At 55.9% G+C, this 21,625-nt stretch carries 17 protein-coding genes; 7 read left to right on the top strand and 10 right to left on the bottom strand.

Annotation, left to right across the window (positions count from 1 at the left end; genetic code table 11):
• The first annotated feature begins 150 nt into the window (after window positions 1-150).
• The gene (locus H7846_RS02140) at window positions 151-2,283 is read left to right on the top strand and encodes a glycosyl hydrolase family 18 protein (protein WP_186694888.1); all 2,133 of its coding nucleotides are present in this window, start codon (window positions 151-153) and stop codon (window positions 2,281-2,283) included.
• 479 nt (window positions 2,284-2,762) lie between these two features.
• Entirely contained in the window at window positions 2,763-3,080 is a 318-nt protein-coding gene (locus H7846_RS02135; RefSeq protein ID WP_186694887.1) for a GIY-YIG nuclease family protein, read from the top strand.
• A 118-nt stretch (window positions 3,081-3,198) separates the two neighbouring features.
• On the opposite strand, the gene H7846_RS02130 is transcribed toward H7846_RS02135, so the two are convergent.
• The 3 genes from H7846_RS02130 to H7846_RS02120 form a co-directional block, all read right to left on the bottom strand.
• The gene (locus H7846_RS02130; RefSeq protein WP_186694885.1) at window positions 3,199-3,819 is read right to left on the bottom strand and encodes a YdeI/OmpD-associated family protein; all 621 of its coding nucleotides are present in this window, start codon (window positions 3,817-3,819) and stop codon (window positions 3,199-3,201) included.
• 198 nt (window positions 3,820-4,017) lie between these two features.
• Window positions 4,018-5,763 carry a L,D-transpeptidase family protein gene (locus tag H7846_RS02125; protein ID WP_186694883.1) on the bottom strand — a complete coding sequence of 582 codons (1,746 nt, stop codon included), beginning with the start codon at window positions 5,761-5,763 and terminating at the stop codon, window positions 4,018-4,020.
• Between the two features lie 23 nt (window positions 5,764-5,786).
• Entirely contained in the window at window positions 5,787-6,995 is a 1,209-nt protein-coding gene (locus H7846_RS02120) for a hypothetical protein (protein ID WP_186694881.1), read from the bottom strand.
• Window positions 6,996-7,089: 94 nt separating this feature from the next.
• Here H7846_RS02120 and H7846_RS02115 point away from each other — a divergent pair, with 94 nt between their 5' ends.
• Complete coding sequence (locus H7846_RS02115) at window positions 7,090-7,557, top strand: DUF2251 domain-containing protein (protein ID WP_186694880.1); 468 nt, start codon at window positions 7,090-7,092, stop codon at window positions 7,555-7,557.
• 164 nt (window positions 7,558-7,721) lie between these two features.
• On the opposite strand, the gene H7846_RS02110 is transcribed toward H7846_RS02115, so the two are convergent.
• From H7846_RS02110 to prfA, 5 genes are all read right to left on the bottom strand, one after another.
• Entirely contained in the window at window positions 7,722-8,099 is a 378-nt protein-coding gene (locus tag H7846_RS02110) for a nuclear transport factor 2 family protein (protein ID WP_186694878.1), read from the bottom strand.
• A 101-nt stretch (window positions 8,100-8,200) separates the two neighbouring features.
• On the bottom strand, window positions 8,201-11,611 hold the full coding sequence (locus tag H7846_RS02105) for a TonB-dependent receptor (protein WP_186694876.1): 3,411 nt from the start codon (window positions 11,609-11,611) through the stop codon (window positions 8,201-8,203).
• 160 nt (window positions 11,612-11,771) lie between these two features.
• Window positions 11,772-12,707 carry a peptide chain release factor N(5)-glutamine methyltransferase gene (gene prmC / locus H7846_RS02100; protein WP_255460791.1) on the bottom strand — a complete coding sequence of 312 codons (936 nt, stop codon included), beginning with the start codon at window positions 12,705-12,707 and terminating at the stop codon, window positions 11,772-11,774.
• A gap of 110 nt (window positions 12,708-12,817) precedes the next feature.
• Window positions 12,818-13,645: a VOC family protein gene (locus H7846_RS02095; RefSeq protein WP_186694874.1), complete on the bottom strand. Its 828-nt coding sequence runs from the start codon at window positions 13,643-13,645 to the stop codon at window positions 12,818-12,820.
• Between the two features lie 131 nt (window positions 13,646-13,776).
• Window positions 13,777-14,850 (bottom strand): peptide chain release factor 1, encoded by a 1,074-nt coding sequence (gene prfA / locus H7846_RS02090; protein WP_186694872.1) that lies wholly within the window; start codon window positions 14,848-14,850, stop codon window positions 13,777-13,779.
• A gap of 213 nt (window positions 14,851-15,063) precedes the next feature.
• Here prfA and H7846_RS02085 point away from each other — a divergent pair, with 213 nt between their 5' ends.
• A complete protein-coding gene (locus H7846_RS02085) occupies window positions 15,064-15,330 on the top strand; it encodes a hypothetical protein (RefSeq protein ID WP_186694870.1) in 267 nt (88 codons plus the stop codon).
• Window positions 15,331-15,777: 447 nt separating this feature from the next.
• Here the strand turns inward: H7846_RS02085 and H7846_RS02080 are convergent, their stop codons facing one another.
• Both H7846_RS02080 and H7846_RS02075 read right to left on the bottom strand, forming a co-directional pair.
• Window positions 15,778-16,347 carry an AAA family ATPase gene (locus H7846_RS02080; protein WP_186694868.1) on the bottom strand — a complete coding sequence of 190 codons (570 nt, stop codon included), beginning with the start codon at window positions 16,345-16,347 and terminating at the stop codon, window positions 15,778-15,780.
• Between the two features lie 4 nt (window positions 16,348-16,351).
• Window positions 16,352-17,410: a PLP-dependent cysteine synthase family protein gene (locus H7846_RS02075; RefSeq protein WP_186694866.1), complete on the bottom strand. Its 1,059-nt coding sequence runs from the start codon at window positions 17,408-17,410 to the stop codon at window positions 16,352-16,354.
• Window positions 17,411-17,526: 116 nt separating this feature from the next.
• Between H7846_RS02075 and H7846_RS02070 the strand changes: the two genes are divergently transcribed.
• From H7846_RS02070 to H7846_RS02060, 3 genes are all read left to right on the top strand, one after another.
• Window positions 17,527-19,419 carry an ATP-dependent DNA ligase gene (locus H7846_RS02070; RefSeq protein ID WP_186694864.1) on the top strand — a complete coding sequence of 631 codons (1,893 nt, stop codon included), beginning with the start codon at window positions 17,527-17,529 and terminating at the stop codon, window positions 19,417-19,419.
• Between the two features lie 304 nt (window positions 19,420-19,723).
• Entirely contained in the window at window positions 19,724-20,344 is a 621-nt protein-coding gene (locus tag H7846_RS02065; RefSeq protein ID WP_186694862.1) for a PEP-CTERM sorting domain-containing protein, read from the top strand.
• Between the two features lie 128 nt (window positions 20,345-20,472).
• The gene (locus tag H7846_RS02060) at window positions 20,473-21,507 is read left to right on the top strand and encodes an aldo/keto reductase (protein WP_186694860.1); all 1,035 of its coding nucleotides are present in this window, start codon (window positions 20,473-20,475) and stop codon (window positions 21,505-21,507) included.
• The last annotated feature ends 118 nt before the right edge of the window (window positions 21,508-21,625 follow it).

Raw genomic sequence — 21,625 nt, 5'->3', positions numbered from 1 at the left:
CACGAGGCCTTTTTACCGTAAGGATGCGATCTGGCCACCGGTCACGTTCTTCCGCGCTAAATCCACGAATAGGCCATCTGCCTGATGCCAGACGTATCCTGAATATTGAATTCTGTTTGCACTCTTTTCAGGGAGATCGGTGAAGTGGCTATGCGATTCAAATTCGTCTGTCTTTCGGCTGTTCTGATGATGACTCTGCGCTTCGGCATGGCGCAGGGAACGGTTCCTACCTTTACGCATGAGTCCGGTGGTAAGACCTACACGTTGGTCGGCCACGATCCGGCCCAGGGAACGACCACCACCATTCCGACGGTCGTGGTTCCGGTGACGCTCTCGTTCGAGTCGAAGAAGGTTGCTGGCAAACCCTTCGCGATGGACGCCACGAGCGACGTTCCGCGTCTGTTGAAGTCGCCGGTCTTCTCGAAGTCCTCCTTCGGCGTAGCGGGCACGACACAGTACGGCGACGCTCTGCTGCGCTCCACCTTCCCCAAGGCCACGAACTGGCACACCCTGCTGGGCAAGCCAGAGGTTAAGCCAGTGACGGTAACGATTCCCGCTGGCTACGGCTACGTGCTGACCTCGAAGAAGACCTCCTCTGAAGTTGCAGTGGTCGATTTGGAGTTTCTCCAGAAGGAGATCTTCAAGCAGGTGCCAAAGCAGGACGGAAAGTTCGTCCTGGCAGTAACGCACAACACCACCTTCTACGCGATGGGCGATGCGACGGTGTGCTGCGGGTGGGGGACGCATGGCGTCGACCGCGCAACCGGCAACTCGTTTGTGCTGGCCAGCTATCTGCACAACGCTCCTACAATCGTCGAAGACAAAGATGTTCAGCCGATCACACAGCAACTGGCAGAGTTCCTGAACGATCCGTTGTTCGATCCGCTCTATCAACATGAGCAGTACGATCAACACCTGAGCCCTGCTTCGGTCCCGGGCAATGTGGTCAGCTGGTTGCGTCCAGCGGCGATGAAGCCGGGCGATGCAGGTCGGTGCGGCGGAACGCGTATGGGCACGACATACTTCCTGCTGCAACCAACCGACACGAACCTGAAGAACAATTTCCCGTCTTCGAAGCCGTCTGTAGTCTCTGCTTCGGGAGCAACGTATCACGTGCAGAACGCCGCACTGTTGCAGTGGTACATCGGCTCTTCCGAAACCCTGGGCTCGACCTTCAGCTTTCCTGATGCAACGGTGCTGTCGGAAGCAGCGAAGCCTTGCCCGACGCGCCGTGCAGGCGGTAATTTCCCTGGGCCGGCGAAACCCACGGTAGAACCGGCAGCCCTGAAGGGCGGAGACAACGGTCACAAGCTGATCGGCTATTGGGCCGGGTACGGCAGCGCCAACTCAACGTTTCCGCTGCGCGATGTCTCGCCACAGTGGGACTACATCCTCGTCGCCTTTGCGATTCCGGACAAGGAAGCTCCTGAGGGGACAATGCGCTTCCATCCGCCGACAGGCATGGATGACGCAACCTTCAAGGCCGATGTGAAGTATCTGCAGGGCAAAGGCAAGAAGGTGATGATCTCGCTCGGCGGCGGTGGACAGCACTTCACGCTGGCGAATCCAGCACGGGTGCCGAACTTCATCGCTTCGGTCACGAAGATCGTGGAGGAGTACGGTTTCGACGGCATCGATATCGACTTCGAGAGCCCGTCACTCTCCATCGATCCAGGCGACACGGACTTCAAACATCCCACCACACCTTCGATCGTGAACCTGATTGAAGCGCTACGGAAGCTGCACGACCACTTCGGCTCGAAGTTCATGATCTCGCTGGTTCCAGAGGGAACGCAGATTCCTGCCGGCTACCCGAGCTATGGTGGGCAGTTCGGTTCGTACCTGCCAATCACGTATGCCATCAAGGACATTCTCACGTTCATCGACGTGCAGGACTACAACACACCTCCGCTGCAGGGACTCGATGGCGAGATCTACCAGGCAGGCAACGTGGACTATCACGCCGCGATGACGGAGCTGCTGCTGCACGGCTTCAACGTAGGCGGCGATCCGAACCACTTCTTCCCACCGCTGCCAGCCAATCAGGTCGCAGTCGGATTCCTGGTGGGCGACGCGAGCGAGTCGGAGGTCAACCAGGCGATGGACTTCATCATTACCGGCAAGGCCCCGGCAGGCACGACCTACAAGTTGCAGAAGCCGGACGGCTATCCGGAGATGATCGGCGCAATGTTCTGGACGATCGATGGAGACCGTCGCGGAAACTACAACTTCTCAAACTCCGTGGGTCCACTGCTGCATGGGTACCCCTCCCACGGAAAGTAGGCAAAGTCCTGAATCGATGTAGCTTAGCTTTGGACCACTGACGCAAAATATAGATTCTAAATAGCTTAGACATCAAAATATTGAATATAAAAGGGATAGGGTCCGGATTCGTGCCGGACCCTATCCCTTTTTGGCTCTAAGAACATTGTAGAAAATCGAGCAGGGTAAATTTGCAGTTTTTGGAGAGGTTTTTTTGGAGGTTTAAGTGGTTGATTCGGGGTTAGTTATGGCTCTTATTGGAGAAACAGCGGGGCTTGACAGGTTGAAGATGACTCATCGCTCAGAGATCGGATTGAAAGATGGGATCAAATGCGGGGATTTCTCCACTTCGGCGGCAGAAACGCCGCCTCCGGTCGAAATGACACTTCATTCTGGAAGCAGAGATGCCGGCAGCTCATCGGGTGTCATTCCGAGCGAACAGCGAAGCTGTGAGTCGAGGAATCCCCGCATTTTATGATTCGGCCTGAAATACTTCTTTCATGCCGGACCTGGCTTATGTGTACATCATGTCGAGCACTTACAGAGTGCTATATATCGGCGTAACCAGCGAGATAGAGCTGCGCATTTTGCAGCATAAAAACGGCCGGTATCCTGACAGCTTCACCTCTCGATACAAAATAGACCGATTGGTTCATCTGGAGCGTTTTGGCATGATCGAAGATGCGATTGCGCGAGAGAAACAGTTGAAGAGATGGTCCCGGGTTAAGAAAATTCAGCTTATCGTTGCGAATAATCCAGAATGGAAAGATCTGAGCGAAGAGTGGGGGAAGACTGTGGCTCTGTATGCGGGAAAATGACAACGCTAAGGCTTGATTGCGATTCGAAGCAAAATGCGGGATTTCTCCACTTCGCTGTCGCCTAACGGCGGCAGCTTCGGTCGAAATGACGCGTCAGAGATAGTGAGCGCCGGACAACTCAAAGATTATGGTACTTCCAGTTGCGTTGCTTGCCTTCTGCAATCTGCTCAACAGCCTGGACAATGCGCTTCTGTTTGGTCTCTTCACGCTTGGCCTCGTCGATCCACTCAATGTACTCGCGTTGAGCGGAGGGACTAAAGTCTTTGAAAACCTTCTGGGCGGTCTTGTTCTTCTTCAGAGCGACGGCGAATTCAGCAGGAACTTCAGGAACGGGCTTCGCGGCCTTTTTCGTTCGAGCCATCGTCTTGCCGCCTTCATCAACAAAGACTGCTGCCTCACGGATGAGTTGCAGCATCTCCTTGTCGGAGGGTAGGTCGTCGAGACTTGTAATCTTGCCGACGATTCCCATGCCATCTTTCTGTTCGAACTTCGCTTTCGTCAAGGAACGATTGTGCGAACCGATCAGACCGAAGCTGCAGTGCTGTTTGAATCCAGCGATGTGGCCGAAGAGCTGGCCCTTGTAGGTAAAGAAGGGCATGGACCACTTGATGGCCTCTTCGACCTGAGGGCAACCTTTGTGGAAGAGCTTGCGCAGATGTTCAAGAATGGGCTGGGCAAAGGTTGCGGATTTGTTGATGTAGGCGTCGACGCGAGGGTCGAAGAATTCGGCGGCTTTCATCGTGGAAGCAGTGTACCGCGAGTTAGTGGCAGGTCACACTCTGAGATTTAAAACTTGCTGATCTGACAAACCGTAACCCCAGATCCTTCGACTGCGTTCCCGTTGGTCACTTCGCTCAGGATGACACCTAGGAAGACTGTGTGGTGAAAAGCAGGTTTCTCCACTGCGGCGGTAATGCCGCCTTCAGTCGACTGACAACTACACGGTGTCGCCATTTTTAGGTTTCGCCGCAACAGGGTAGGGTCGGATGGGATAGGGTGGCCCTTTCGACAACACCTGCTGAAGCTGTTCGTCGTAGCCATAGATGTCGTTGAAGAAGTGAACCTCACCGTCGTCTTCGACCTCGGCAGTGACGTAGAAGATGACGATGGGAACTGGCGTCTTAAGGTTGACCTGATGATTGTCGGGGCCAGTATTGAAAGCCTCCTGCACCTTCTCGAGATCCCAGGGCTGTCCGTCCTTATCATTCTGTCCGTCGAGCAGCCAGACAGCGAGATCGTCAGGATGCTGTACACGCACACAGCCGTGGCTAAAGTCGCGGCGCGTGCGATTGAAGAGCTGTGTGGCCGGCGTGGAGTGCAGGTAGATGTCGTACTGGTTGGGGAACATGAACTTCACCAGTCCGAGCGAGTTTTTCGGACCGGGTTTTTCGCGCACCATCACTCCGCCCTGCGCGACCTGCTTCGCAGTGTAGTGGGGAACTGGTTGGCCCTTTGTGTTAACGACTTCGAAGTTGTGGGTTTCGAGATAGTGAGGGTCCTTCTCAAGGTGAGGGACGAGCTCTTTGCGCGCGATATCCGTAGGCACATTCCAGTAAGGACGGAAGACGATATAGCGCAGCATGCGCGCGAGGACCGGCGTCTGGTGCTCATCGACGACCTTACCCACGACCACCTTCATGGTGAAGTCGAGATGATTATCCGGCGTATATCCGCGGAGGACGAACTCCGGAAGGTTCACCATGAGCCGCGGATTGAGGTAAGGCTCGGGAAGCCAGCGCCAGCGCTCAAGTGCATCCTGTAGCTGCTCGACGCGTTTGCTTAAAGGAACGTTGAGAGCGGCGATGGTCTGCGAAGTGAGGTGACCGTCTTCGGTAAAGCCGTGGCGGTGCTGAAAGTTTTTGACTCCACGCGAGAGCACTGCGGTGTAGGTGCTCTTCGGGGGTTCGGTATCTGCATCCGCGTCGTCGAGATCGCCTTCGAGTTTGAGCCGGTCGAAGAGCTGTGCGGCCGCAGGGTAAGCATGCCCCACGGTGATCGAGGCAGAGACATCGGGAAGAGGCTCTGCCCCCTGCTGTTCCTGCTGGCGAGCGAGATCGACGTAGCGAGCCAATGCCTGTTGGGCGCGACGATAGAGCTCGGAGTCCGGCTCGACCGTGGTGAGAAGTTTAGGAACATCGGTGACATCGACGGCGTGATCGGAGACGAATTCGGCAAGGTTGTATTTCTTATTCGCAACGTCGACGCCGAAATTGAAGTGTTGTGGATTGACACGGCCGATACGGAGATCGGAGATGAAGCGCATAACGCAGACCGTCATGGCGACATCAAACTGTGCGATGCTGTCGGTCTTCTGCGGAGAGAGCGCCTTGATGCGTGCTTCCCAGAGTGAGCTGTCGTAGTCTTCGGGGTTCAGGCCCTTGGCACCTGCATCGGCAAAGGCCTGGATGAAGCCGTGAGATGCAGGAGTGGGCTTGCCATTACGCGTCCAGGCGATCTCGTAGTTGCGGTCGTCATAGAAGGTCTTAACCGCAGATTGATAGTCGGAGATATTCGGCCAACGGAGAAAGGGGATCTTGCTGGAAGTTGTCAGTGACTGGAGTGCGTCGGAGTAGTTGGTGGTATTCGGCGCAGAGGTGGTCTTGCGATGGCGCTGGCAACCGGAGAGAGACAGAAGCAGAGCAACGGCACATAAAGTACCGGAAGAACGAAGAGAAAACTTCATCAAAGTCGAGGTCCTCAACAAGTCTAAGACTGGTGAGCGATGGTTGTAAGGACTGAGATGCACAAAGCTGCCTGGGTGATGAGAATGAGCCCGGTAAAGGTTAAGAAAAGTTTGCGGTAGCGGGTCTCAAGGATGTCGCCAAAGACCCCCCCGAGGAAGGTAAACAGAAAGGGCAAAGCCCAGAACCAGGGACGTGAGATTGTCTGGGTCGTGACCAATGGGAAGAGCGCAAGCGTCATCAACAGTGGAGCTGTGTTGCCGAAGTAACGGCAGCGACGAATGCCAAGATAAAGAACGGCCGCCACGACCGAAGCGATCGTGATGGCCGAATTGGTGGGAGTGGAAAAGAAGTTGCGCGCTGCTTCGAGCGAAAACCAGAACCGCGCGCTGCCTCCGGTAAAGATGTAGGTAAAGGCGGAGAGATGGAAAGCGTAGAAAGCAAAGACGACGACCAAGGCTCCAAGAATCGAGAAGACAAGAATCTGCATGACGTAGCTGCGGCGACGCTCGGCCAGGTACATCATGAAGAAGATCGCGGCGGTAAATCCTACAATAGCGGCGAGGAGATGTGCGGCTGCAGTGAGGCCGAGCGCCATGATCAGCAGCAGGATTCGTGGTCGCCATTTGCGACGTGGTCCCTGCATGGCGTGAGCGACTCCGATCGCCGTGTAGACGAGACCGTAGACCCCCCACATGGCAAGCACGTCGTTGTTAGGAGACACGGCATAACGAACGATCTCGGGGCAGAAGCAATAGAGGCCCAGAGCGAAGAACCCTCCTTCGTTGCCGAAGAGTCGACGAGCAACCCACCAGAGTCCTGCTCCCAACCAGATAGCGAAGAAGACAACCGGCAGATGGAGGAGATATTTGACATAAGAGAGCTCGTGACGCGACTCCCAAGTGGAGCCGCTGAGACTGCCGGCGGAGTAGACACGGTTCTCGGGGCTGCGAAATTTGTCGATGGTCAGAAGAGTGAGACGCTGCGCCGTCAGAGGAAGACCAGCGACGCGGTAGCCAAAGGTACCATCGCCGTTGAGATTGCCACAGGAGGTGAAGTAGCCGTTGAGGGGCGAGGGGTTCTCCCACATCTCGCGGCCACAGCGAGCGAAGCGATAGTCGTCGGTGGAGAGCTGCTGGCGGGAGATGACCCAGAGACACTGGCCGAGAAAGAGGACGAGCAGGAATGCAGCCAGCCTTTGAGGCCAGCCGATCTTAAATGCAGGGAGCTTCAACGGGGGCCCGCCTCCTTTTGAAGGATCAAGCGGGTCTCCGTTCTCTGGGTGATTAAGCGACAGAACATCGCTTCTATCGTATCGTGAGAGATATATGGAGTCGCTTACTTTTACCCCCGGCCGCGCTTTTCTGTCCTCGGATTCGCCGACGGCCCCGCCGTGGACGGTGGTGTTTGAAGATGAGGGAATCGCAGGATACTTTTACGCCTGCGACCGTTCGCAGACGACGCACGAAGAGAGCATCCTGGACGCGATGCTGATCTATAACGTTGCTGCGCTGGCCAAAAGTGATGCCGAACTGGAGCGTCCCGAGCCGGAACGGATTGCCGCGGTGGAGTGGTCACGGGATGGATTGCAGGCCGTACTGTACCTGGACGGGATTCCGCAGGGACTGTACGACTTCAAGGAGCGTGCCGGATACTGCCGCATGAACTTCCCGAACTTCCTGGAGGAAAAGGGAGATACCTGGCGAAAGTCGACCCATGCATGGTCGGAGTCGATGATCCAGAGGTTCGAGATGGAGTTGTATGGATTGGCGAAATCGGCAGAATCCAGTGAATAGTCCTTCGCTGCTTTATTGTGACAGGAGGCCGGAATGAGCGATGGCCGTGAAGAGCGCGAGGAGCAAGAACAACGCCGACAATGGCGTGAAGAGGAAGAGGGCAAATCTCAGAGAGATCGTCCTTACCGAGAACGCGAATGGGAAGAAAGAGGCCGCGAACCTTCCTAGGCGGAGACAGTGCCTTGATGGAAGTACATCTGCCATTGGCCGTTGCGGCGAACCCAGATGGAAGAATGGCGGGAGGTAGAGTTCGACGTCGTGATCTGGTAGGTGGCCAACGCGGAGTTTTCTCCCAGCGGAGTGACGTAAAAGTAGCTCATGGTTGCCGGTCGGGCGGCACTGCTGAGGAGCTCGTGGCCGAGCTGATTGGCGTTGAAGACGCGGCCAGAGGTGCAGAACTCCTTGAATTCAGGCACGATCAGGTCGAGCAGAGCGTTACGGTCTCTTTCGCGATCGGGGTGGAGAAGACGTTCTTCGAGAGAGTAGAGGTGTTCCTGTAATTCAGCCGTCGTCATCTTGTCTAATTCAGCCGTGGCCATCATATCTATTTGACGTTGTTCAGGGTAGAGAGAGTTTCACCGGTGCAAAAGATAGGGCTGTCCTCAGACGGGACAGCCCTATCTTTCGATTGATACAGCAGGGGTTAGAAGTTGAACTTCCCGGCGAGCTGGAAGATACGAGGATCGGCCGCACCGGTGGCGTTGCCAAAGGTCCCCGAGCTGAGCGACGTGGTGAAGGCGTTTAGATTGGGATGGTTAAGGACGTTGAAGGCTTCCATCCGGAGCTGGAAGTTGAGCCGCTCATGGACCGGGAAGATCCGGCTGACCGACATGTCCACGTTATAGTAGTTCGGCTGACGGAAAGCATTGCGGCTCAGGTTTCCGTAGGTTCCCACGGTGTTTTGAGCAAATGCAGCCTTGTTGAGGTAAGCCAGATTGCCGGGCGATTTCTGGTAGATTTTGGCACCCGTGTATACGGAGCCGCCTGTCACCAGGTTTGGCCGGTCGAGTCCGATGCCGCTGCGGGAGTTGTCCACACCAGAGGTCACGTTAAGAGGCGTTCCGGAGAGGATACGGATGAGCGGGGCAACCTGCCAGTTGTTGGCCAGCGCGCCCTTCCAGCCCTGGAGCGAGTGGAAGTTACTGCGAGCGACGATGGACGTATTGAAGATATGACGAACGTCGAAGCCGCACGGACCGCGATCGAGCCGCGGATTCAGCGTGTGTTCGTAGGCCGGACCAGCGATGTCGCCCGGGTTATCCGCAACAGCAAGGCACTTGGACCAGGTGTAGTTGGCCAGGAAGCTGAAGTTGTCGGACATGCGGTGCTGGATGGCTGTAATGACACCGTGATAGCTGGTGGTTCCTCCATCGGTGATCAGGGTCATGGTGGGGCTGTAACCCTGTCCCTGGGTGCTGTTGGCCAGAGTCAACGGGGTGCGAGCGTTTGGATTACCGACCGTCGAGCAGGGGTCGCCAATCTTGCCGGGATAAAGAGCCGTTCCGACTATAATCTGGGGCATGCCCTGGCAAGAACTTGGCCCTGACCAGTTGCCCGGAATAAAGACGGCGGCGTTGATGCCGTTGCCGATCCACTGATGGGCCTGCTGGTTGCCAAGGTAGTTGATGGAGAACATCCAGCCGCGACCGAAGTCCTGCTGAACGCTGGCCGTCCACTGGTAGATAACCGGGGTCTTCATGTTCTTCTGCAACAGCACCCAGAGGGTATTGGTGGGGAAGGTCGCCGAGGCATTTGGCGGGAAGACTCCGGGGAAGGGATCTCCACCGGGATAACCGTTCCAGGGATCGTCAAAAGACGTCTGTGCGTTGATGTCAATCTCATTGACGAACGGCGGGTTGGAGGCGACACGCTGCGAGGTATAGAGGGCGGGCGTGTCGTACATCATAGCCCCGCCTGCGCGGAAGACGGTCTTGCCGGTGCCGAAGGGATCGAGCGTCATGGAGACACGCGGCGAGACGTTCTTCCATTGGTTATTGGTGAAGGACTTGGGAACACCAGCATCGCCGTAGTAGAAGGACCCGGCAGGAGCATTGGGAAACGTGGTCGAGTGCTTGTTGGCGTTGAAGGCTGCCTGATCGAAGGTCGATCCGCGGCCAAACTTATCAGTCTGGAAGAGATTTGGCTCCCAGCGCAGGCCATAGTTGATGGTGAGTTTCGGCGTGATATGCCAGGTGTCCTGGGCATAGAGGCCGAAGACGTTTTGACGATAGGTGGTGTCCTGAGCGCGGCTCTGGCTGAACGCGTTGGTCGTTCCGTAGCTGGTCATCTGGCCGGTGAGGAAGTCCGCCAGGACCTCTCCGGAGGCTGCTCCACCGAAGGAATAGCTGCCGTTGAAGAGATAGCCGACGTGAGTGTTATCGCCGGTGCGAAGGAATTCACCGCCCAGAGCGATCTGGTGTTTGCCGACAAGCCAGTCGATGTCGTCGGCAAAGTGTTCAGTGTTGACGTTGAAGAAGCCAGGAGTACAGGTTCCGCAACCGACGTTGAAGCCGCTGTTCATCTGGACACGAAGATCAACGGGAGCATAGAGGTAGATCTTGACGCCGAGAGTATTGGCGTTGATGCCACCTGCGATTGGGCCGCGGTTGTTGCGGCGGCGGGAGTAGGTGCCGTGGAAGGTGTTGACGAACTTCGGCGTGAAGATGAAGGTATCGCCGAGAGTAAAGCTCTGCACTCGCAGGTCGTTCCCCGCGACGGTCGTGAGCAGGATGTTCGAAGGCGAGTAGTAGGAGGGCAGGTTGTAGTTTGTGAGGTAATAACGGCCAAAGAGCGAGTGACGGGCGCTCCAGGTGTAGTCGATACGGCCGATGTACTGATCTTCAGTATTGTTGCCCGGAAGCGCAACATTCACGCGACCATTGGCGTCCGCTTGCGAGAGCGGGAGATATTTAACCAGCGCCAGGGCCGCAGGACTGAACTCGGAGACTGGAATTTTGCGGCTGGGATTTGCGGCTCCAGTGAGGGGATCTTTGAAAGCCGCCCCGGTGCTGGCGCAGTTTCCGCTCTTCGGCATCTGGCTGAAATCGCCGTTCAGCATGGCTGGTGTCGGAAGACAGTAGCCGGTCGCGTTTCCGATCTTATGCTCGCGGGTTCCCTGGTAGCCGCCGAAGAAGAAGAGCTTGTCGCTAATGATCTTTCCGCCAAGGGTTCCGCCGAACTGGTTCCGCTTGACGGTGTCCTTGGCCGTGGAGAAGAAGTTGGTCGCGTTGATGACGTTATTGCGGACGAAATCGAAGACCGTTCCGTGCCACTGGTTGGTTCCGGAGTTCGTCACAACATTGACCAGCGAACCGGGATGGAGACCGTTACGGGCCGGGAGCGAGCTGGATTCGACCGAGAACTCGTGCAACGCATCGGGGAACGGATACGGCAAATTGGTATTCGTGAAGTTGTCGGTGTGATAGCCGCCGTCGAGGACGTAGTTGTTGTAGTTGCCCTGGCTACCCGCAACTGCAATAACAACGGAGGTGGGATAGTTTTTGCTGGTATTGATATCAGCCGCAGGTGCATTGACGGCGCCACCGGAGATGAGCACGAGTTGGGTTGCCTGACGACCATTCAAAGGCATCTCGGTGATGCGGGTCTGGTCGATGACCTGCTTGAAGGTGCTGTTTTCCGTATCGAGCGCGACCGCCGAGGCTTGCACCTCAACATGCTCGCTGGCGTTGCCCACCTGCAGGGTGGCATTGATCTGGATGTTATTGCCGACCTGAAGGACGATGCCAGTCTGGGTATAGGTCTGAAAACCCGTGGCACTAACCCCAAGCGAGTAAGGACCGATGGGAACGTTGGGAAGGCTGTAGAGGCCGGAACCATCGGTGACGGTGGTGCGGGCGACGCGCGTTCCTGTATTGGTCAAGGTGACGGTCGCACTGGGAATGGCAGCTCCCGTCTGGTCGATAACATTGCCCTGGATGCTGGCAGTACCCGCCGCCTGCGCCCATGCCTGCGGGAGACATAGGAACGGTAAAAGGGCGAACAGAAGGAGCAGGATTTTAGGATTGGATAGTCCAATTACTTTTGATTTTTGCATGTCAGGCCTCGAAGCTGGTTTCATCGCACGGACGGCACATCTACATTTCACGTCGATTAAATGGCTATTTCCCGTGCCAAAGGACTATATGGACGGGTTGAGACCGATGTCAACTGGAAATAGTTCATGTTTTGAATTAAGCCGCGGGAGGCAGAAACGGTCAGACCAAATTAACCGTCCGCCGCGCCAGGGCGACCCGTGGAATGGACTGAAGGTCATCCACAAAAACCACCTGCGTCCAGCCTGCGAGGAGGGTAGCGAGGTCGTTTTTTTGCCCGTGGCCAATCTCGACGGCGAGCAAACCGCCTGGCTTGAGAGCTTTAAAGGCCTGGGGGATGAGGCGGCGATATATCTCGAGTCCGTCGACACCGGCAAAGAGGGCCTGCCGTGGTTCGTGCTCTCGAACCTGGGGATGTAGTCCAGAAGCATCGGAAGCGGGGATATAAGGCGGATTGCTGACGATGGCATCGAAGCCGGCATGTATTTCCGAAGGGGAGAGCGAAGCCAGCAGATCAGAGACAAGAAAACGGACCCGTGAGGAGAGCTCAAGCGCGTGGGCATTTGCCTTGGCGATCTCCAATGCCGCCGGGGAAAGGTCGATGGCGGTTATCGCTGCCTGAGGAAGATGGGTCGCCAGCGCGAGGGCGATAGCTCCGGAGCCGGTGCCGATGTCGACGATGGTAACGGGGCGGTCGTGCGGAAGCCGTTCGAGCACGGCCTCGACGAGGTGTTCGGTCTCGGGCCGAGGAATAAGCACGGCAGGGGTGACGCGAAGAGGAAGAGCATAGAACTCCTGCACGCCGGTGATGTACTGGACGGGTTCGTGGAGCAGGCGTCGGGCAATCAGGTTCTCGTAATCCTGTAGTTCGGTGGGGGTGAGGCTACGAGCTGGATTGGCGAGCAAGCCTGCCCGCGTGAGGTTAAGCCGGTGCTGCAGGAGCAGTTCAGCGTCGCGACGAGCACTGTCACGCAGATGTTGATCTTGGGCGAGTCGTTCTGCGGCAGATTGGATGGCTTCGCGGAGTGTCATAAAAATTGCCAGTTGCAGGTTACAGGTTGCCGAGGCGTCGCTGGCGGTAGGGGTTTTGGAGATCATTAAGAAATGGGGAGAGAAGCAGGTTTCTCGACTGCGTGCTGCGCACTCCGCTCGGAATGACATTCCCTAAGGTGTTACCAGCAACGGACAACCTATAACCTCCAACGGTCCTACTGCTCCCGAATCATGATCAGATTGCCGTCGGGATCGGAGATTGTGAGCGCATCTTTCGATTTGAGGACCTCTATCTTCTGCTTGCGGATGAGACGGGCTGCCCGCGAAAGGTTCGACGTGCGCAACGTGAAGCGGGCCTTTGGACCAAGCGAATCCGCAGGAGTGATCTCGACCTCCTGCCCGGAGTTTCCGGGCATGTGCAGAAACATGGGGTCGCCTGCAATGGACTTGAAGGAGAGCTGGTTGAGGTAGAAGTCCCGTGCGGCAGAGGGATCGCGCATGGCCAGGGCAACGGAGTGGATCGAATCGGCGACGCGATCCTGACCAAGATGTTGGCCGCGATCATTGTAATGGAGAGATCCGGGTTGGTACTGGGTGTATTCGAGGTTTTGCGCGGTGCCGTTGGCGTCCTCAGGGCCTTTCATCGTAAAGAGAAGGTTTCCTGCCCCGGCCTTGCGAACTGCGGTGGGGGGGAGTCCGTGAGCGACGTAGTCGTCATGAACTGCCTGAAGGTCATCGCCTTCAAAGCAGGCGTGAAGGAAACCGATGGAGGCCTCGCGCGGGACTTCGGGATTCGCGGGGTAGAGCTCGATGAATTGGTGATCGTTGATCTTGATGAAGCTCTCGCGGGGCTTGCCCTCTTTGTCTTTAAGTGCAAAGGCCTCTTCGAAGCCGAGTTTGTTGTAAAACTCGCGGGAGGCATCGAGCGAACGCACTCGAAGGGCAAGATGAGCGATGCCAGCTAAGGGCGGCGTCTGCTGCGCCTGAAGCGGAAGGAAGAATGCGAGGAAGATAGCCAGGAAACAAATGCGGCGCAGAGACATCGGACGAAATTCCTTGAGGTGACCTTCAAGGTGATTCTCTCAGATACGCTGCTCTCGCGCTCCAAAAACGCTTAGATGACTCCGTTTGAAAAGATTGTCCGCCGGAAAGCTTCCTGCGCCTCAAGCGCGCTTCAAGCGGCTGTCGTTTCACCCTTCATCTTCTCGGCGATATCATGCGCAATCAGAGCATCGACGGTTGGTTGCAGCATTCCTTCCATCACCATGGCGAGTTGGTGGTTCGTTAGGCCGATGCGATGGTCCGTGAGACGGTTCTGCGGGAAGTTGTAGGTGCGGATCTTCTCCGAACGGTCTCCCGAGCCAACCTGCGACTTGCGGGCGGCAGCCTGCGCAGCATGCTGCTTTTCCATCTCGACTTCGTAGAGGCGTGAGCGGAGAACGCGCATCGCCTTTTCGCGGTTCTTAATCTGCGACTTCTCGTCCTGGCAACTGACCACGGTATTGGTGGGAATATGCGTAATGCGCACCGCAGAGTACGTGGTGTTAACGGACTGTCCGCCGGGGCCGGAGGAACAGAAGGTGTCGATACGAAGATCTTTCTGTTCGACTTTGACGTCGACTTCTTCGGCTTCGGGCAGCACAGCGACGGTGATCGCGGAGGTATGGACACGCCCCTGAGTCTCAGTGGCCGGTACGCGCTGCACACGGTGAACGCCGGACTCATACTTCATCTGCGAGTAGACCTTGTCGCCTTCGAAGATGGCAGTGACTTCCTTCAGACCTCCAACGTCGGAGGGGGATTCGCTGAGAACTTCGACTTTCCAGCGATGTTGCTCTGCGAAGCGGACGTACATACGGAAGATCTCGGCCGCGAAGAGTGAGGCCTCGTCGCCGCCGGTGCCAGCGCGAACCTCGATCACAATGTTCTTGTCGTCGTTGGGGTCCTTAGGCAGCAGCATAATCTTGAGCTGCTCTTCGAGTTCGGCCTGGCGAGGCTCCAGTGCAAGCAGTTCCTCTTCGGCCATCGCCTTGATGTCGGCATCCTGCTCATTGAGCATGGCCTTGGCGTCGGCGACGCCCTGCTTCACCTGGCGATACTCACGCAGCTTTTCGACGACAGGCTCGAGGTCGCGGTGCGCCTTGGCGGTGGCGGAGAACTTCTTCTGATCGGAGACGAGCGCGGGGTCAGCAAGCTGCTGGCCGAGTTCTTCATAGCGCGCTTCCATCTGGTCAAGGCGGTCAAACATGGGAAATCCTTCTTATGGTGCTGATAAATTTGAGGTTAGAGGCGGAAAGGTGAGCGTGGGCGTAGCTAGGCGAAGTCGTGGCGGTTGGAGGCCACGCCGGGAAAGGACACCGGGAATTCGGCTATGAATCGCATCTCTATATAGATGTTACTCCGGTCGGGGTCGATGCGGATACCGGAAAGTTGCTCAGCGGCGTGCCGATATACTGACGGCATGAACATGCGCAAGCAGCAGCCCGGATCAGGGATTCCAGCGTGGATTCTGGCCATCGTGGGCTTTCTTGCGTTGCTGCTTGTTGTTACTGCGGTTGTCCATCCTGTGCTTGTGCCCTTGTGTTTTGTTCTGTTACCCGTCTTTCTGTTCGGGAAGATTGAAAACACAGCACAATGGTCGCTGGCAATCGTTGAGAACGAAGTTCTACCAAATTCTCACCCCGTTCGTTCTGCGCTTTTTCAACGCCCTCCTCCTTCTCTTTCCTGAAATCTGCTGATGCCGTGGACTACGCGTCCATCGATCTGCCTCTTGCACCGGAGGCAGCAACTCCCTTTTCGGCGAAACGGAAGGTTTTTGATGGTTCCGGACCGGATTTTGCTAGCCAGTCTTTATGGAATGGCGTGTCTCTTTGCATGCGTATTTTTTTATCAACGATGGCGCTGGCGACGAAGAACACGCAAGGGGAAGAACCCGGGGTTCTATCCACGAGCAGCTTCTTTGGGCAACGCTCTTCACCAATTGCAGACGATTGCCGAGCCGCGGGCGAGGTACGTCATTGAAGAGAAGTTCAAGGAAGAGGTGAACGAGGATGATGACAGCGGTCCTGACGATCCCACGCGGCATCTGCATCGTCAGGCGATAAAGATAAGAAGAGGCGAGAACATAAATCGGTTGACGGCCCTCTTACCCAGATGCAAGTAATCTTTGGATTGCTCAGGCTCTAGGATCGTGATGTGCGTCCGGAGTCGCCGTCAAGATATCGAGTTGAAAGTGTTCGCAGATTCTGCGGGCGGCCTCTGGTGGTTCCACCGTGCTTGTGTCGAGGGTAAGATCAGCGGGAAACTTCGGAAAGCAGTAGGCGCCTTTACTACGCGACTCACGAAAGAATTCGACAGAGCGCAGTTTGAGGAACTGCGCCCGGGAGGGATTCTCCATGCGTTGTTCGATTACATCGATGGGGCAGGTCAACTCGACGAAACAAATCTCACCACCTGCTTTCTGCACGGTGGAGATGGCTGATTCGATGAAGCTGGGGTTCACTGTTGCTTCGGGGGCAAAGGTAAAGATAAGCGAAATGCCGTCTCTGGCTGCGGCGTCAAAGACCGAGAGCCAAGTCTGTTCGCGCAGCTTGACGAACGAGGGCGAGCCAAAAGGGAAGACAGACAACAGCGTGTCCACGACAAGATGGTTGTGAAAGAGACGAAGGCCGGTCCTCTGCTGGAGCGCTCTTCCAACCGTGAGCTTTCCAGCAGCAGGCGGGCCGTACAGAAAGATCAACTTCATTGATCTATACAGATGCCGGTGCGAGCTGCGCGCTCGGAGTGGATTGCGCAATCGCTATCTCTTCCTCGTTCATGTCCGCAGCAATCTCTCCGAAGAGTGGCGTACTCAGGTAGCGCTCACCGGTGTCGGGCAGCATGCAGAGGATCGTCGAACCCTTTGGCGCTTTTTGAGCGACTTTCATCGCACCTGCGAAGGTTGCACCTGAGGTGATGCCAACGAAGATACCCTCTTTGCGGGCGAGTTCTTTGCTCCACTTCATCGCCTCAGCATTTTCGATCGTCAGCACCTGGTCGATTTTGTTATCGGCCACTCCGTCTCCTGCCAACTTTGCGATGAAGTCCGGGCTCCAGCCCTGCTGGGGATGCGGCTTCCAGGCGGGATGTCCACTTGTAGGGTCACCGTTTTCGTCACGCGGTTGCGGTTGGCCGCTACTGACCATGGGAGCGTCAGCGGGCTCACAGACGACAATCTTTGTTTTGGGCGATTCTTTGGCCAGGACACGCGCCACGCCCTTGAGCGTTCCGCCAGTGCCGAAGCCGGTAACCCAATAGTCGAGCGGCTGATCGCGGAAGTCGTCGAGGATCTCGACAGCCGTAGTCTTGGAATGGAAATCGGCGTTGGCTTCGTTGGTGAACTGGCGGGTGTAAAACCAGCCGTGCTTCTCGGCCAATTCAGCAGCCTTTGCCGCCATACCGATTCCTCGAGCGGCGGCTGGCGTGATGACAACCTTCGCACCAAGAAAACGCATCAGCTTGCGGCGCTCGACTGAGAACGTCTCGGCCATCACGAGAACCAATGGATATCCTTTCGCGGCACAGACCATAGCAAGACCGATGCCGGTGTTGCCGCTGGTAGCCTCGACAACGGTCTGGCCGGGCTTGAGCTTGCCAGTGCGTTCGGCATCTTCGATCACACCGAGAGCGAGACGGTCTTTTACTGAACCGAGTGGATTAAAGGCCTCTACCTTCACGTAGAGGTTCACGCCTTCAGGAGCAAGATGGTTGATGTGAACTGCGGGGGTATGACCTACGGTATCGAGGATACTGGAATATCGATGTCCCACTTTTGGGCTCCTTAATGGAGGAATTGTGGCCCTGGGTGTTGAATATCTTGAAAGGATTGTAGCTGGGTGCGGTGCCTTTCGGCATCCATGAAGGTGAACTGTAAGGGAATTTCATCATGGCGTTATTTCGTGAACTCGCCGAGTTGGCCGAGGCGCTGGCAAAGGAGCCCGGCAGACTGAAAAAGCGCGCTGCAATCGCAGAGGCAGTCCGGCGAGTCCACGAAGCTGCACCGGGGACAGAGGATGCGGGGAGGTTTGCGCTGTATCTTGCGGGTTCTCCTTTTGCCGAAGCCGATCCACGCAAACTGAATGCGGGTGGGGCGTTGCTCTCAAAGGCGCTACTGTCAGTCAGTGGAGCAACAAGCGTCGAATTGACCGCTGCTTATAAGCGGCATGGTGATCTAGGCGCGGCTGGATACGAGCTGATGGATAAAGCCGGGGAGCAGCCTGCTTCACTCACATTGGACGATGTCTACGAAGCATTCGCGGAAATGGCTGTCGCGAAGACGACTGCGGCGCGTGAAGCCCTGGTAATAGGACTATTGCAGAGCGCGACTCCACTGGAAGCGAAGTATTTGCTAAAGCTGATGAGCGGTGACATGCGCATCGGGGTGAAGCAGAGTCTGGTTGAAGAAGCTATTGCTGTTGCGGCTGAGGTTCCAGTAACTGAGGTTCGTCATGCAGTGATGCTCGAGGCAGACCTTGCACTCGCTGTACATCGTGCTTTTGCAGGTGCGTTGAAAGATGCACGGATGCGACTATTTCATCCACTGGGTTTCATGCTGGCGAACCCGGTGGATTCGCCCGAGGAGGCGGCAGAACGCTTTGTGGGCAAGTCAGATATAAAAGCAACCGCAGATCCTTCGACTTCGCTACGCTTCGCTCAGGATGACACTTCTTTAGATACAGTTCGCATCGACGCATTTCTCGAGGACAAGTACGACGGCATGCGAGCGCAGGTGCATTGCGGCGATTCTCGACACCCGGGCCGTGTCGCTATTTACTCTCGCAATCGAGAGGATGTAACGGAAAGTTATCCCGACCTTGAAGAAGCATTCTCGAAAGTGAGTGAAGCAGGCACAGGGTCGCTCATCTTCGATGGAGAGATTCTGGGCTGGGACCTGAATGAGGGTAGAGCGCTACCCTTTGCTGTACTGGGCCAGAGAATCGGCCGCAAGCGTGTTTCGAATGCATGGCGCGAGCAAGTCCCTGTCATCTTTATGACGTTCGATCTGCTCTATGCGGATGGTGAACTGTTACTTGATCTACCGCTAAAGGAGAGACGCAACCGACTCGAAGCGGTTGTTGAAAAGCTGGTGGAGCATGTGCGCTCGCCGCTCACGGTAGATGAGCGAAAAAGAGAGCCGCAAGGTTTAATGTTTCCTGAACCTGACGGTGAAGGCGTGGAACGCCTGCTGCTCTCACCATCGCGTTTGGTTGAGTCTGCCGAGGACATCGACCGCGCCTATGCTGAAGCTCGCGCACGAGCGAATGAAGGCGTGATGCTGAAGGCGGCTGACTCCACCTATCAGCCAGGGCGCCGTGGACTAGCATGGCTAAAACTCAAGCGCGAGCTGGCAACGTTGGATGTTGTGGTGACTGGCGCGGAGTTTGGCCACGGCAAACGCGCTGGCATTCTCAGCGATTACACCTTTGCAGTGCGTGGACCGCACTACGAGAAAACAGGTGAGCTACTGAATGTCGGTAAGGCATATTCCGGCCTTACCGACACCGAGATTGCAGAGATGAGCGCGTGGATGATGGATCACACGCTTGAAGACCACGGCTTCTTCCGCACGGTCGAGCCTCTGCGAGTCCTCGAAGTGGCCTTCAACAACATTATGCGCAGCGATCGCCACGTGAGCGGCTTCGCGCTGCGCTTTCCGCGCATCGTGCGAATCCGCGATGACAAACCTGTGAATGAAATTGACACCGTAGTGCGTGTGGAAGAGGTGTATCAGTCGCAGGTTGACAAGCCACGATTATCGAACGGCGAAAGAGACGCGTAGCCTTGCCCTTGTTTGCATCGATTCGGCTGCAAGTTACCGCACGGCTTTTCTAGTTGGAAAAGTCAATTAGGAGAAGCAGTTCCATTAAATGTGCCTTTGACTTGCACAGTGACAATCTTTTTCACAGATCGAGTCTCCCCATCCACCCATTTTCGACGTGCAGGTAACTGTTGCTTCCTCAAGCGCTTAGTTCATCCATAGCCGAGAAATACGGATTTGGCCAGGTTGTTGCTTTCTAAATATGAACTTTTCCCTGAGAAGGTGTTTGTACAAAATTCATAAGTCTTTAGAACTGGAGAATTGAATGAAGAAAATTGGACTGGCGGTACTGTTGCTTGCAGGCACCGTCGCTTACGCTGATACGATTACCTTGGTTTCTGACCCCGCCAAGAATTACCAGCAATCGACCAACAGCCCTTGCGTGATCGGTAACGCTTCATGCAAGAATCCAGTTGGCCTCGACTACACCCTGATTAAATCCAATGTGTCGAGCTATCCCGATACCCAGTCGCCGACGTACACCGTCAGCCAGATCCTGGGCGTTGTGAACTCCACCTCGTTCTGGATCGGAATTGATATCAATCAGACCAGCGAGACGCAGTACCTGGGTTACTTTGACATGTTTGTTAACGGGATTAAGGTAGCAGGGTATGACCCCAGCGAGCCGACCCCGGTTCCAGCTGTCAACAACGGTAATGGCTATGCCGACTATCTACTCCAGGGCTTCAGTCTCGCGGGTTTTGCTGAGAGCGATCAGGTTTTCTTCACGATGGCCATGCCCATTGCAAATGACGGTGCCGAGCAGTTCTTCCTGATCGGCGCACCGGCACCTCCGGCTGTACCGGAGCCCTCTACGATTGCTCTTCTGGGCACGGGACTAGTCTCCGCGGCTGGAATTGCTCGCAGAAAGCTGGCATCTCGGTAAGTGAGCACTGATTAGCCCTTTCCAATGCCGCATCGGGTTCCGATGCGGCATTTTGTTTGTCTGAAACGGTTTTTCTCTGGCCTCAGCCTGTGGAATCACTGCTGAAGTCTGAAGCATCATAGATAACTATGGAATACAGACTTCTTGGACGATCAGGATTTAAGGTGCCGGAGCTTTGCTTCGGTGCGGGAACTTTCGGCGGAAACAACGAGTTCTTCAAGGCGTGGGGTGAGACGACGCAACAGGAAGCAGATCGTATTGTCGGCATCTGTATGGATGCAGGCGTGAACTTCTTCGATACCGCGGATGTGTATTCGAATGGGTCGAGCGAAGAGGTACTAGGCAAAACCCTGAAGCCCTACAAGCGCGAAGATGTGTTGATCTCGACAAAGACGACTTTTCGCTTCGGCGAAGGGCCGAATAATACGGGTTCCAGCCGTTATCACATGATTCAGCAGCTCAATGGCAGCCTGAAGCGATTGGGCACTGACTACGTCGACGTCTACCATATGCACGCCTTTGACGCCCTTACTCCGGTCGAAGAGGTGCTGACGACACTGGACCAGTTCGTACGTGAGGGCAAGGTCCGTTATATCGCCTGCTCAAACTTTTCCGGCTGGCATCTGATGAAGTCTCTCTCGGTGAGCGAGCGTTACGGATGGGCTAAATATGTAGGCCATCAGGTGTACTACTCTCTGATCGGACGTGATTACGAATGGGAGTTGATGCCGCTGGCGCTCGACCAGGGCGTAGGGGCACTGGTATGGTCACCGCTGGGATGGGGGCGCTTGACGGGCAAGATTCGCCGCGGACAACCATTGCCGGAGAAGAGCCGCCTACAGACGAAGGTCGTGGTCGACAACGGTCCACAGCCGGAACAGGAATACGTCTACAAGGTGGTCGATGCGTTGGATGAGATCGCCAAGGAGACCGGAAAGACTGTTCCGCAAATCGCTCTGAACTGGCTGCTGCAACGGCCGACGGTCTCTACACTAATCATCGGCGCGCGCAACGAAGAGCAGCTGAAGCAGAATCTGGGTGCAGTGGGCTGGAAGCTTACGCCCGAGCAGATCGCTAAACTTGATGCGGCCAGTGAAGTACAGCGTGCCTATCCTTACTGGCATCAGGTTCAGTTTGGCGAACGTAATCCTTTACCGGTATAACTTCTTGCTGTAAGGGAGCTCAAGAAGCTTCCTTACAGACTCTTTTCTGTTTCCTTACAGCTTCTTTATACTTTGCGCGCTAACGTTAGATATGCCGCACTTTGGCAGCGAGAACTGC

Origin of the sequence: Edaphobacter sp. 4G125, from assembly GCF_014274685.1 — a bacterium.
Lineage (GTDB): Bacteria > Acidobacteriota > Terriglobia > Terriglobales > Acidobacteriaceae > Edaphobacter.
Note: the sequence above shows the minus strand (reverse complement) of the source record. Positions and strands in the feature narration are given on the sequence as shown.